Source organism: Granulimonas faecalis (assembly GCF_022834715.1).
Taxonomy (GTDB): Bacteria; Actinomycetota; Coriobacteriia; order Coriobacteriales; family Atopobiaceae; genus Granulimonas; species Granulimonas faecalis.
Window position 1 is genome coordinate 451,542 of the sequence record NZ_BQKC01000001.1, and the last position, 11,318, is coordinate 462,859.

10 protein-coding genes and 2 tRNA genes are annotated in these 11,318 nt (G+C 70.5%); 9 read left to right on the forward strand and 3 right to left on the reverse strand.

Translation table 11 applies throughout. The features are described from left to right. Positions 1–35 precede the first annotated feature (35 nt). From OR600_RS02045 to OR600_RS02065, 5 genes are all read left to right on the forward strand, one after another. A complete protein-coding gene (locus tag OR600_RS02045) occupies positions 36–1,067 on the forward strand; it encodes a septum formation initiator family protein (protein WP_135978093.1) in 1,032 nt (343 codons plus the stop codon). Beyond that, entirely contained in the window at positions 1,060–2,070 is a 1,011-nt protein-coding gene (locus OR600_RS02050; protein WP_135978092.1) for a Ppx/GppA phosphatase family protein, read from the forward strand. The genes OR600_RS02045 and OR600_RS02050 overlap by 8 nt, the downstream gene beginning before the upstream one ends. 22 nt (positions 2,071–2,092) lie before the next feature. Then, a tRNA-Leu gene (locus tag OR600_RS02055) sits at positions 2,093–2,177 on the forward strand. Positions 2,178–2,262: 85 nt separating this feature from the next. After that, positions 2,263–2,544: a PTS sugar transporter subunit IIB gene (locus OR600_RS02060; RefSeq protein WP_135978091.1), complete on the forward strand. Its 282-nt coding sequence runs from the start codon at positions 2,263–2,265 to the stop codon at positions 2,542–2,544. Between the two features lie 55 nt (positions 2,545–2,599). Then, positions 2,600–3,085: a hypothetical protein gene (locus OR600_RS02065; RefSeq protein WP_135978090.1), complete on the forward strand. Its 486-nt coding sequence runs from the start codon at positions 2,600–2,602 to the stop codon at positions 3,083–3,085. A gap of 78 nt (positions 3,086–3,163) precedes the next feature. On the opposite strand, the gene OR600_RS02070 is transcribed toward OR600_RS02065, so the two are convergent. The 3 genes from OR600_RS02070 to OR600_RS02080 form a co-directional block, all read right to left on the reverse strand. Next, positions 3,164–3,239 (reverse strand) — tRNA-Glu (locus tag OR600_RS02070). Between the two features lie 57 nt (positions 3,240–3,296). After that, positions 3,297–4,268, reverse strand: coding sequence for a hypothetical protein (locus tag OR600_RS02075; RefSeq protein WP_135978089.1), 972 nt, complete (start codon positions 4,266–4,268; stop codon positions 3,297–3,299). A gap of 2 nt (positions 4,269–4,270) precedes the next feature. Further along, complete coding sequence (locus tag OR600_RS02080) at positions 4,271–5,320, reverse strand: tetratricopeptide repeat protein (RefSeq protein ID WP_265590565.1); 1,050 nt, start codon at positions 5,318–5,320, stop codon at positions 4,271–4,273. Between the two features lie 382 nt (positions 5,321–5,702). On the opposite strand from OR600_RS02080, the gene OR600_RS02085 reads away from it, so the two are divergent. The 4 genes from OR600_RS02085 (at position 5,703) to OR600_RS02100 (ending at position 11,226) form a co-directional block, all read left to right on the forward strand. Beyond that, the gene (locus OR600_RS02085) at positions 5,703–7,238 is read left to right on the forward strand and encodes a PTS fructose transporter subunit IIC (RefSeq protein ID WP_251164022.1); all 1,536 of its coding nucleotides are present in this window, start codon (positions 5,703–5,705) and stop codon (positions 7,236–7,238) included. A gap of 87 nt (positions 7,239–7,325) precedes the next feature. Further along, positions 7,326–8,249 (forward strand): 1-phosphofructokinase family hexose kinase, encoded by a 924-nt coding sequence (locus OR600_RS02090; protein WP_265590566.1) that lies wholly within the window; start codon positions 7,326–7,328, stop codon positions 8,247–8,249. Positions 8,250–8,472: 223 nt separating this feature from the next. Beyond that, positions 8,473–9,684 carry an iron-containing alcohol dehydrogenase gene (locus OR600_RS02095; RefSeq protein ID WP_265590567.1) on the forward strand — a complete coding sequence of 404 codons (1,212 nt, stop codon included), beginning with the start codon at positions 8,473–8,475 and terminating at the stop codon, positions 9,682–9,684. A 114-nt stretch (positions 9,685–9,798) separates the two neighbouring features. After that, entirely contained in the window at positions 9,799–11,226 is a 1,428-nt protein-coding gene (locus OR600_RS02100) for an MFS transporter (protein ID WP_251164023.1), read from the forward strand. The last annotated feature ends 92 nt before the right edge of the window (positions 11,227–11,318 follow it).

The window sequence follows — 11,318 nt, forward strand, 5'->3', positions numbered from 1 at the left end:
CAAGAGAGCACCCCAAACGCAGCAGATGAGGAACCATGTCCCAGCGCGACGACAAAACCATCGCCTTCAGGCCGCGGGCGCGCCGCGACGCCTCCCCGGAGGCGGTCGACGAGCCCGTCTACGAGGTCGACGACGTCGCCGTGGGCCCGGACGGCTCTGTGAGCCCCAGGCCCTCCGGCGGCGAGCTGGCGTCGCCCTCCACCAGGGCCCGGTCGCACCGCCGCGCCCGTGCCACCTCCGATGCCGGCGACCCCACGCCGCTCCGCCCGCACCCCGCCCGCACCGCCTCTTCCGCGGCGTCCACGGGCGACCTCCACCGCGCCCGCGACGCCGCGCGCGCCCAGGCGGCCGATGGCCGCGGCGACCGCACCCGCCGCCGCGGGGGCGTCGGGGCCGGGCAGCGCGCCCGGGGGGCCGCAGACGCCAAGGCCAAGACCGCCAAGGCTGGCAAGGCCGCCAAGACGGCGGGGACCCCCAAGGCGTCCAAGGGCGCGTCCGCCGCGGCCAAGGCCGGTGCGGCCGTCGCCGGGGGGGCGCGCTCCGCGGCGCAGCGTCTGACGGCGGCCGTGACGTCGGCCCGGCGCGGCGGCGACTCCCCGTCCCGGGCCCGCCGCGGCCGCACCTCCCCCCAGGAAGGTGCCGACGGGCAGCCGGGCAAGGGGCGCCTCCCGCGTCCGTCCCGCCGCGCCCTCGCCGTGCTCGCGGTGGTCGTGGTCGCCGTCGTGGCGCTTTACGGGCCGGTGCGGGACCTCTACATGGCCAAGCGCAACAACCAGATCATCCAGGACGTGCTCGCCGAGATAAACGCCGAGAACGAGGCCGTGGAGAAGCGCGCCCGCGACCTCACCACCGAGCAGGGCATCGAGGACGAGGCCCGGCTCCACGGCTACGTGAAGGAGGGCGAGGAGGCCGCAACGGTCTCCGGCCTCCCCGGTGGGCAGGGGGGCGAGGCCGTGCCCATTCCCGAGGACGTCCGGGCCGCCGTGCTTGCCCGGGAGGACCCTTGGTACATCCAGGCCCTCGACCGACTCTTCTTCTACCAGAAGGGGGACCAGAACCATGAGTGAGACCCGCCGTGTGGGCGTCATAGACATCGGGACCGTCACCGCCCGCGTGGGCATGGCCGACATCCAGGACCATGTGGTCCTCTCCATCGTGCGCGAGAGCCGCATCTGCAACCTCGGCGAGGGAGTGGACGCCGTGGGGCTCATCTCTCCCGACGCCATCGCCCGCGTGCTCGAGGCCGTGGACGGCTTCATCGCCTTCCTGCGCGACCACCGCTGCGACGTCGTGGGGTGCTTCCTCACCTCCGCGGCCCGGGACGCCCGCAACGCCGACGAGCTCCTGGACGCCCTGCGCGCCCGCGGCCTCGCGCCCGAGGTGCTCACGGGAACGGTGGAGGGGGCCCTGGCGTTCCGCGGGGTCGCCCAGGCCTTCGACTGCCACAGCATGGCCGTGGCCGACATCGGTGGCGGCTCCACCGAGCTCACCTGCGGCGGCCGCACCGACGACGGGCTCGTGGTGGACTGGACCCACTCCTTCGACCTGGGGGCGCGTCGCCTGACCGAGCGGTTCCTCTCGCGCAACGACCCGCCCTCCCGCGACGACTTGGTGGCCTGCTGCTGCGAGACCCGCATGGCCTTCGAGGCCCAGATGCCTTGGATGGAGGGGGCCCTGGCCCACCCCGACATCCTCATCGCCACCGGCGGCACCGTGACGTCCCTGTCCGCCATGGGGTTGGGCTTGGAGACCTACGACAGCGCGGTGGTCCAGGGCTCCACCCTCACCGTGGAGGAGGTGGACGACCTGGGCGCCCGCCTTGCCGCCATGACCGAGTCCCAGAGGGCCCGCATCCCGGGTCTCCAGCCCAACCGGGCGCCTGTGATCCTGGGTGGCACGCTCCTGGTGGGCGAGCTCATGAGGGCCAGCGGCTTCAGGGAGCTCACGGTGAGCGACTTCGACGGCCTCGCCGGGGCCTGCATGGCCGTGGAGAGGTCCCTCGACGGGACCCCGGGCCCCGTGGGCTTCCTGCCCGCCACCGTGGGTCTCGCCGACCTCGTGGAGCCATAAAGGATTAGGATGGTTCAAGGACGGGGGCGTGGCGGAACGGTAGACGCAGGGGTCTTAAAAACCTCGGCCTTCACGGCGTGTGGGTTCGAGTCCCACCGCCCCTACCACCTCGGTGCCGCGACGGCGGCGCCGCAGGGACGAGAACCTCTCGGCGGCCCCCAGGGGCGCCTTGGATATGAAAGCTGAACGCCCATGAAGCGCATCCTCCTGGCCTGCGGGTCCGGGTTCGCCACCTCCACCGCCGTCCGTGCCCGTCTGGAGCGGTTCCTCGACTCCCACGGTTACGAGGGCGCCTACACCATCCGGCAGTGCAAGATCGCCGAGGCGCCGCGCCTCTCGGCCGGGTTCGACTTCCTCGTGGCCACCATGATGGCGCCGCAGCACCTGGAGTGCCCCTACGTCAACGGGGTCCCGTTCCTCCTGGGTGAGAACATGGCCGCCTCCGAGCGAGCCGTCCTCGCCCTGATGGGGTAGTAATCCCCTGACAGGTACGTCGTCCCGCCGGGGCGTTCGATCGAGGAGGATCGTGATGAAGGTAGGCAAGCTGGTCGCGGCAGGAATGCTCACCCTGGCCCTGGCGGGCTGCGGCGGGGCGCCGGCCGCACAGCCGGCGGACGACGCGGCCGCCTCCTCCACCGAGGACGCCACGGCCACGGAGCCCGCGACCTTCGGCCACGACCAGTACGGCAACGTGGGGGAGGGCACGGCCTACTTCTCCTGCGACGAGGGCACCACCGAGGATGGCGGCATCCCGCACATGGCCGTCAACCCGCAGAAGCTCCACGCCCAGGTGTCCGTGGTCACCGAGGGCATCCCGGTCGACAGGACCACCTACGTGTTCGTGGATGGCGATCAGGTGCTGGCCGAGCCCATGGAGAACGGCGTCCACGCCCTGGACCTCACCGACGGCCAGCTCTCCGACGGCGAGCACTCCGTCGAGGTGGTGCAGTTCTCCGACAACAAGACCTCCGGCACCGTGACCTTCTACCGCGTGGGCCGCTACTTCGTGGGCTAGGGCGCCCGAGGCCGCGCCACGACATCGACCAAAAATCAGGCCGGAGGGGTTCACACCCTCCGGCCTGCTGTTTTCCTATGGTGCCCCCAACGGGACTCGAACCCGTGTTCCCGCCTTGAAAGGGCGGTGTCCTCGGCCGCTAGACGATGGGGACGTCGGCGCGCGATTGCCAAGTATAGCAGCATCGCCGCGCCCGGCCGCAGCCCGAAGGCTACCAGTCCATGCCGTTGGAGCGGGCGAAGGCCACGGCGTCGTCGAGCACGCCCGGCTGCTCCGAGGCCCAGTTGACGAAGTCGGGGGCGTCCACCACCACCGGATCGGCCTCGTGGACGGCCAGCACGGCCTCCTCGAACGACCCCGGGACGAACTCCGGGCGGCACGGGAGGTAGGTCTCCACGTAGGTGGGGCGCAGAAGCGCGTAGGCCGCGCCCTCGTTGAGGGACCTGAACCCCGCGAGGGCGCGCCGAGCCGCCGGCAGGCGGTCGAGTTTGAAGAGCAGCAGCGTGCGGGCGAGGTTGGTCCAGGCGCTGCCGCGGCGCCCCAGGCGGGCGTCCAGCTCGTTGAAGCCCTCCTCGTCCTCCAGGCGTGCCAGGGCCAGCGCCGCCGTGCCGCCCATGCCCAGCTCGTCGCCGGGCATGACGTCCAGGAGCGACCTCGCGCACCCCAGCGCCATAGAGACGTTGGCGGCGTCGAGCGCCGTGACGGCCAGGGCCGCCCGCACCCTGAGGGCGGGGTGCCGGAAGACGTCGGCCCACGCGTCCACGGGGTCGGTCGCCTCGGCCGGGGCCTCCGCGCCCAGGCTCCCGTCGAGGGCGCGGAGGGCCGTGACGTGCTCCAGGGCGTCGGCCTCGGTGGCGAGCAGGCGGATGAGGGCGGCGTCCGTGGCGTCGGGGTCTATGGAGAGGGCCTCGTCGCACGCGGCGCAGAGCCTCTCCAGTCGCCGTGCCCGTGAGGCCATGTACTCGTCGTCGCTCAGGAACTCGTCGTCGGCTGAGGCCTTGGCGAGGGCGGCCTGGGCTTGGGCCACCATGGCGAAGGCGCGGTCGGCCGGGTGGTCCACGAAGGAGTCCACGTCGGCCGCCACGGCCCCCATGAGCTCCTGGCGCGCCCCCTCGCTCATGGGGCCGTGCTCCTGGAGGTAGCGGGCGGCCACGCGCTGGGTGAGCTCGCCGTACCAGTCCACGGTCAGCCCCTCCAGTCGGTCACGGCGTCCTGGGTGCGCCCGAGGCTCATCTCGTCGGAGATGCGGGCGCTCACCACGGAGGGGTCGGCAGCCACGAAGGAGCCGAGGGCGCCCATGCCCTTGAGGTCCACGCCCTCCTGGAACACCACGCTGCTCTCGCTCACGGCGAGCACGAGCTCGTCGTTGGAGTAGGGCTCCACCGCCAGGCGCGCGAACACGCCGTCGGGGAGCTCGCTCTGGGAGGAGAGGACCATGCCGGCGTGGGGGTAGCCGTCGAGGAGCGCCTGGAGGTGGCGGTGGGCCCCCTGGCGGTCACCCCGGCGGGCCGCGAGGGCCATGGAGGCGATGAGGAGCCAAGCGTCCGGCGCCGGGCGGTGGGGGACGTTCCGTGTCGCGTGGTCCGCCAGGGCCTCGAGCCCATCGGCGTCCTCGAGCTTGGCGAGGGCGAGGTAGGCGGTGAAGCGGGCGTCGGCGTGGTCCTTGGGGTCCATCTCCAGGACCTCCCGGCAGAACTCCAGGCTCTTGCGGTAGCGGCCGCAAACGAGGGCGCGGGCCGCGAGCGAGGCGAGCCAGCGGTAGAGCGGGTACGAGACGAGCCGCGCCTCGATGTCGGCGCCGGTGCGCCCGGAGGCGAGCGCCTCGTTGCGCCGGGCGAGGGTGCGCCCGCGCACCTCGTCGACGTTGTCGACGAGGAAGCGGTAGTGCTCCTCGAAGCTCGGGCACTCCTGGGCCGCGAGCATGCGGCGGGCGTCGTGGCACTCGGGGTCGAGGGAGACGGCCTCCTCGAGGAGCGACCGGGCCTCGGCGACGAGGCCGGCCACGTCGCCGTCCTCGGCGAAGGGCAGCTCGCGGTCCACGAGCTCGGAGGCGCGCGCCACGAGGTGGAAGGCGCGGTCCTGGTCGGTCTGGGGAAGGGAGTCGTGGTTCCATGCGAAGCGCCGGCGGAACGCGGCCGCCGCGCGCGTGGCCGTGTAGGCGTCGCCGATCTCCTGCGTCCTGGCGAAGCGCAGGCTCAGCCTGCGGTACTCCTCCTGTGCCGGGTCGAAGGCCATGGTCACCCCCTTTGAAATCCTAAAAAAGAGCCACAGCGCCACCACTATAGCAAGGGTTCCATCGATACCCGTCGGCCGGACGACCCGTGTTCAGGGTTGAAAAGGACCTGTGAAATGGCAGGACCGGGCCGTCGTGAGCGTCGACGGCCGTCGATCTTGTTGACCTCTTTTCAATGGTCAACTACTTCGTTTTTCTAATCAAAACTACCGTCCACGCTTCCAAAACTACCGCTCGCCTTGCAGAAATCTTCAATGATTTTCTCAGGTGCCGTTCAATGGTCGCAACGAGAGGGGCGGCGCGGAGCCAGTCGCGGACCCCGCACCACTCGGAAGGCGCCGCCCCGCGGCGAGAGTAGAGAGTAGGAAGAAGAGAGGAGTACGCATGGCTGAGCACTACGACATCCTCGCGTGCACGGGCTGCCCCACCGGCATCGCCCACACCTTCATGGCCAAGGAGGGCCTCGAGCAGGCTGCCAAGGCCAAGGGCCTCACCATCAAGGTGGAGACCCACGGCCAGGAGGGCGTCAAGAACGCCATCACCGCCGAGGACATCGCCAACGCCAAGGCCGTGGTCATCGCGGCCGACGTCAACGTCGACGAGGGCCGTTTCACCTCCAAACCCATGGTCATGGCCGGCGTGACCGCCGGCATCAAGGACCCGGCCGGCCTCATCGACCGTGCCCTCGTGGCCAAGCCCGCCAACGCCGGCGCCTCCGTGCCCTCCGACGAGGAGCTGGCCATGGACAACCACGGCTTCGAGAAGGGCGGTATCGGCCAGGAGATCTACAAGCACCTCATGAACGGCGTCAGCCACATGCTGCCGTTCGTGGTGGCCGGCGGCGTCCTCACCGCCGTCTCCTTCCTCTGGGGCATCACGAGCTTCGACTCCACCGCGGCCGACTACAACGCCTTCGCCGCCATGCTCAAGACCATCGGCGGCATCGCCATGAACCTCATGGTACCCGTGCTCGCCGCCTACATCGCCGAGTCCATCGCCGGCCGTCCCGGCCTCGTGCCCGGCTTCGTGGCCGGCATGATCGCCATCACCGGTCTGCCCGTCAACGCCGAGACCGGCCTCATCGACGCCGGCGGCGCCGGCGTGGGCTTCGGCTTCCTCGGCGGCATCATCGGCGGTTTCCTCGCCGGTTACGTCATCGAGGGCCTCAAGAAGGCCTTCTCCCGCCTGCCCGAGAACCTCAACGGCCTCAAGGCGATCTTCCTCTACCCCCTGTGCTCCACCCTCATCACCGGCCTCGCCATGCTCGCCATCTCCGGCCCCATGGTGGCCATCAACGAGGGCATGATGGGCTTCCTTGCCAGCCTGCAGACCGCCAGCCCCATCGTCCTCGGCCTCGCCATCGGCTGCATGTGCGCCTTTGACATGGGTGGCCCCGTGAACAAGGCCGCCTACGTCACCGGCACCGCCCTGCTCGGCACCGGCCTCGCCGCCGGCGTGGGCACCCCCGAGTACGTCTCCGGCACCGCCTTCATGGCCGCCGTGTCCGCCGCCTGCATCGCCCCGCCCCTGGTGACCACCTTCGCCACCGTCGTGGGCCGCAAGTACTTCACCCAGGAGGACCGCGACGCCGGCCTGGTGAACTTCATCCTCGGCTGCACCCACATCACCGAGGGCGCCATCCCCTTCATGACCAAGAACATCTGGCCCGTGATGCCCATCATGATGCTCTCCAGCTCCATCGCGGCCATCCTGACCCTCATGCTGGGCGTGCACGTCCCGGCCCCCCACGGCGGCTTCCTCGTGCTCCCCGTGGTCGAGAACCCCATCGCCTGGATCGGGGCCATCCTGATCGGCTCCGTGGTCGGCGGCATGCTCTTCGTGCTCTTCAAGAAGTCCCAGTACGACCGTGAGCGCCGCTCCGAGGGCGTGGGCACCGGCACCACCCCCAACGCCGCCTAACCCCGGACGGCCAGCACCACCCGCGAGACCCCAGGGCCCGGCATCACCCGTATGCCGGGCCCTCTTCTATAGAAAGGAACGCCTCCCGTGATCCACACCCTCACCACCAACCCGGCCATCGACATGAACGTCACCACCAACGACGGCGCCCTCGTGCCCGACGCCGTCAACCGCGTGGGGGCCGCCGACTACTCGCCCAACGGCAAGGGCCTCAACGTGTCGTTCACCCTCGAGCACTACGGCTCTCCCTCCTGCATCCTGGGCTTCTTCGCCGGCTTCACCGGTGACTACATCGTGGAGGGGGCCCGCAAGGTGTGTCCCGTGGAGCCCGTCTACGTGGAGGGGACGACCCGCATCACCGTGCTCGTGCGCGCCGGCGAGGTGGAGTACACCATGCCCGGCGCCGGTGCGCCCGTGCCCCTGGAGAAGCAGGACGAGATGCTCGAGCTCGTGCGCGCCCTGCCCGACCTTACCTGCCTGGTGGTCTCGGGGTCCCTCTCGCCCCTCATGGACGGCGGCTTCTACGACCGCCTGCTCGACGTCCTCGAGGAGCGCGGCGCCGAGTTCGTGCTCGACGTCTCCAGCGCCCACCTCAAGAACCTCGTGGGGCGCGGGCCCCTGCTCATCAAGCCCAACGACGACGAGCTCCGCGACATCTTTGGCCTGGACGTCGTCGACGACGCCAGCGCCGTGGCGGCCCTCGACGAGGTGGTGGCGGCCGGCGCCAAGAGCGTGCTGCTCACCATGGGCGGCAAGGGGGCCTACTTCACAGACGGGGAGGGCGTGTGGAGGTGCGGCGCCGCCAGGATCGAGCCGTTCCAGACGGCCTGCGCCGGCGACGGCACCCTGGGGGCGTTCCTGTCGGCCTGGTACGACGACCGTTCCAACGTGGAGGGTGCCCTCGTGCGGGCCATGGCCACCGGCGCCAACGTGGCGCTCTGCCCGGGGCTCGGCGACTTCGCCCGCGTGGACGAGCTCGCCTCCCGGGTGAGCGTGGAGCGCATCCGCTAGGTCCCGAGGCCGGAGAACCACTAATTATAATCCTTTGGACCATGGGCAGACCCGTGTTTTCGGCGAACCGCTTTTCACAGGCGCCCCCCACTGAGGGATATAAACTATCGCCCTGATGCGGTCCGTGCGGGCCGCACGGCCGAGGCTTCATCGGGCGCCCGGCGCCCGTCATCTTGCAACCGGGGGCAACAGGCGCCCCCACAGCGATTGGGAGGATTCACCCATGGCTCAGTTCACCCTGCCCCGCGACATCTTCCATGGCGAGGGGGCCCTCGAGCAGCTCAAGGGCCTCAAGGGCTCCAAGGCCGTCATCGTCACCGGCGGCGGCTCCATGCGGCGCGGCGGCTTCCTCGAGCGCACCGAGAAGTACCTGCAGGAGGCCGGCATGGAGACCCTGCTGTTCGAGGGTGTCGAGCCCGACCCCTCCGTCGAGACCGTCATGCGCGGCGCTGCGGCCATGACCGAGTTCCAGCCCGACTGGATCGTGGCCATCGGCGGCGGCAGCCCCATCGACGCCGCCAAGGCCATGTGGGCTTTCTACGAGTACCCCGACGTCACCTTCGATGACCTCTGCATCCCCTTCAACTTCCCCACCCTGCGCACCAAGGCCAAGTTCTGCGCCATCCCCTCCACCTCCGGCACCGCCACCGAGGTCACGGCCTTCTCGGTGATCACCGATTACGCCAAGGGCGTCAAGTACCCGCTGGCCGACTTCAACATCACCCCCGACGTCGCCGTCGTGGACCCCGAGATCGCCTACACCATGCCGGCCAAGCTCTGCGCCCACACCGGCATGGACGCCATGACCCACTCCATCGAGGCCTACGTCTCCACCGCCGCCTGCAACTTCACCGACGCCGACGCCGTGTGGTCCATCGAGCTCATCCACGACTGGCTGGTCAAGTCCTACGAGGGCGACAAGGAGGCCCGCCGCCAGATGCACGACGCCCAGTGCCTGGCCGGCATGGCCTTCTCCAACGCGCTGCTCGGCATCGTGCACTCCATGGCCCACAAGACCGGCGCCGCCTTCTCCGGCGGCCACATCATCCACGGTGCGGCCAACGCCATGTACCTGCCCCGCGTGATCCAGTACAACGCCCGCGACCCGCGCGCCGCCGAGCGCTACGCCGACATCGCCCGCAGGCTGCACCTGTCCGGCGACACCACCGAGGAGCTCGTGGCCTCCCTCGTGGCCGAGCTGCGCCACATGAACGACGAGCTCAACATCCCGCAGGCCATCAAGTACTACGGCGAGGGCGGCCTGCCGGCCGAGACCTCCATCATCGACGAGGCCGAGTTCCTGGAGAAGCTGCCCCAGGTGGCCGAGCTCGCCATCGGCGACGCCTGCACCGGCTCCAACCCGCGCATCCCCACCCAGGAGGAGATGGAGAAGCTCCTCAAGTGCGTCTACTACGACATCGACGTGGACTTCTAAGGGGGGCGGCCCTACACTGGCCCCAAGGCCGGGCGGCACGCCCGGGGTAACGGATGCGAACCCGTCATCATCGCCCCAACGGTGATGGCGGGTTTTTCTGTGGGAGGGATCTTCATGGGGAAGGCCGCGGGCAACCGCTGGGCCGTGCTCGGCACGGTGGCGATCATGTCGTTCATGTCAACGCTCAACGGGTCCACCGTCAACGTGGCCATGCCCTCCATCCAGCGGGAGCTGGGTGTGGCCATGGACTCGGTGCAGCTGGTGTCAACGGCGTACCTCTTCGTCATGTGCGCCGTCATGCCCGTGGTGGGCGCCCTGGGCGACCGCCTGGGCAAGGTCCGGTTCTTCGAGGCGGGCGTGCTCGTGTTCACGGTGGGCTCCCTCCTGTGCGGCCTCACCCAGGGGCTCGTCCCCCTCATCGCCGCCCGCGCCGTGCAGGCCGTGGGGGCCGGGTTCGCCCTCGCCACCAACATGGGCATCGTGACCGAGGCGTTTCCGTCGGACGAGCGCGGCCGCGCCCTGGGCGTCGTGGCCACGGCGGTCTCCCTGGGCCTCATGTGCGGCCCCACCGTAGGCGGGTTCGTGGTCACCACGGCCGGCTGGCACTGGGTCTTTCCCATGAGCGTGCCGTTCGGCGTGCTCTGCCTGGTGCTGGGCCGCATGACGCTGCCCGACGACGCCCCCGCGCCCTCGGACCGGCCCTTCGACACGCCCGGCGCCGTCCTCGTGGCCGCGGCCGTGCTCGCCCTCACCTCGGGCCTCACGTTCGTGACCACGCACCCGTCACCGGCCACCGTGGCTCTCCTCGCCTGCGGGGCGCTCCTGCTATGCGCCTTCGTCGTGCGCGAGCGCCGGTGCGCCGACCCCCTGATCTGCCTCGACAGCTTCCGCAACCCGGCGTTCGACGTGAACCTCGCCACCATGTTCGCGAGCTTCCTCGCCGTGGGCATGAGCGAGTACATCGTGCCGTTCTATCTGCAGGACGCCCGCGGGCTCGACGCCGCGGCGGCGGGCCTGGCCATCATGGTCATGCCGGTGGTCTCGGGCATCCTCGGGCCGGTGGCCGGCGCCCTGTCGGACCGGGTGGGCTGCGGGCGTCCCACGGCCGTGGGCCTCACGGTCTACGCCGCGGGCCTGGCCGCCGTGGCTTTCCTCGGGCTGTCCACGCCGCTCTGGCTCGTGGTGTGCGTGCTCGGCCTCGCCAGCGTGGGGGTGGGGCTCTTCCAGGCCCCCAACAACTCCCTCGTCATGGGCAGCGTGGACGAGGGCCAGCTGGGTTTTGCAAGCTCCATCGCGGCGCTTTTCAGGACCCTGGGCATGGCCCTGGGGGTCACGTTCGGCTCTGCCGTGCTCTACGGGGCCATGGGGCGGGCGGCAGGCGCCCCCCAGACCTCCTTCGAGGCCGCCCATCCCGAGTGGTTCATGGCGGGGTTCCAGGCGGTGTTCTGGGTCTTTGCCGCCCTGGTGGCCGCGGGTGCCGTGCTCACCTGGGCCGTCGTGGCGCGCGACCCGGCCCAGGAGCGGCCCGGCGAGCGTCCCTAGGGTCGCGGCGGCCTGTCGGGAATCGGCTCCGCCAAAAAAGGAGATGGCTTCGAGCCCGCGATCATGGCCCTTGAGGGCCATGATTATTTGGC

Bases quoted from the DNA above. Each gene is read 5' to 3' on its own strand.
- OR600_RS02050 (WP_135978092.1), top strand. From the start codon at position 1,060: ATGAGTGAGACCCGCCGTGTGGGCGTCATAGACATCGGGACCGTCACC.
- OR600_RS02060 (WP_135978091.1), top strand. From the start codon at position 2,263: ATGAAGCGCATCCTCCTGGCCTGCGGGTCCGGGTTCGCCACCTCCACC.
- OR600_RS02100 (WP_251164023.1), top strand. From the start codon at position 9,799: ATGGGGAAGGCCGCGGGCAACCGCTGGGCCGTGCTCGGCACGGTGGCG.
- OR600_RS02095 (WP_265590567.1), top strand. From the start codon at position 8,473: ATGGCTCAGTTCACCCTGCCCCGCGACATCTTCCATGGCGAGGGGGCC.
- OR600_RS02045 (WP_135978093.1), top strand. From the start codon at position 36: ATGTCCCAGCGCGACGACAAAACCATCGCCTTCAGGCCGCGGGCGCGC.
- OR600_RS02065 (WP_135978090.1), top strand. From the start codon at position 2,600: ATGAAGGTAGGCAAGCTGGTCGCGGCAGGAATGCTCACCCTGGCCCTG.
- OR600_RS02080 (WP_265590565.1), bottom strand. From the start codon at position 5,320: ATGGCCTTCGACCCGGCACAGGAGGAGTACCGCAGGCTGAGCCTGCGC.
- OR600_RS02085 (WP_251164022.1), top strand. From the start codon at position 5,703: ATGGCTGAGCACTACGACATCCTCGCGTGCACGGGCTGCCCCACCGGC.